1 protein-coding gene is annotated in these 405 nt (G+C 55.8%); it reads left to right on the top strand.

Annotated elements, in window-relative coordinates; all coding sequences use genetic code 11:
- On the top strand, positions 1-405 hold a 405-nt coding region (locus A596_RS23615), incomplete at both ends, for a glycoside hydrolase family 6 protein (RefSeq protein ID WP_235425786.1).

The following is a 405-nucleotide window of genomic DNA, read 5'->3' as shown; positions in this document are numbered from 1 at the left end:
GGTGCAACCGGTGGCGTTAACTCCATCGCCGGTTTTGTCTCCAACACCTCAGGCTACACCCCGCTGTACGAGCCATTCCTTGATTCACTGGCAAATGGTTCATTCGGCACCGGTGGCGGAACCCAAACCCGTCAAGCGAAGTTCTACGAGTGGAACCCGCACTTCAGCGAAGTTTCTTTCGTACAAGCGTGGCGCACGGCAATGATCGCTGCCGGTTTCCCAAGCACCATTGGTATGTTGGTGGATACCTCACGCAATGGTTGGGGTGGTCCAAACCGTCCGACAGCCGTGTCTACCAGTACTGTGCTTGATACGTTCATTGACCAATCGCGTATTGACCGTCGTGCACATCGCGGTAACTGGTGTAACCAGTCAGGTGGTGTGGGTGAGCGTCCGCAAACGGCT

Source organism: Cellvibrio mixtus subsp. mixtus J3-8 (assembly GCF_000766945.1).
GTDB lineage: Bacteria > Pseudomonadota > Gammaproteobacteria > Pseudomonadales > Cellvibrionaceae > Cellvibrio > Cellvibrio mixtus_A.
Note: the sequence above shows the minus strand (reverse complement) of the source record. Positions and strands in the feature narration are given on the sequence as shown.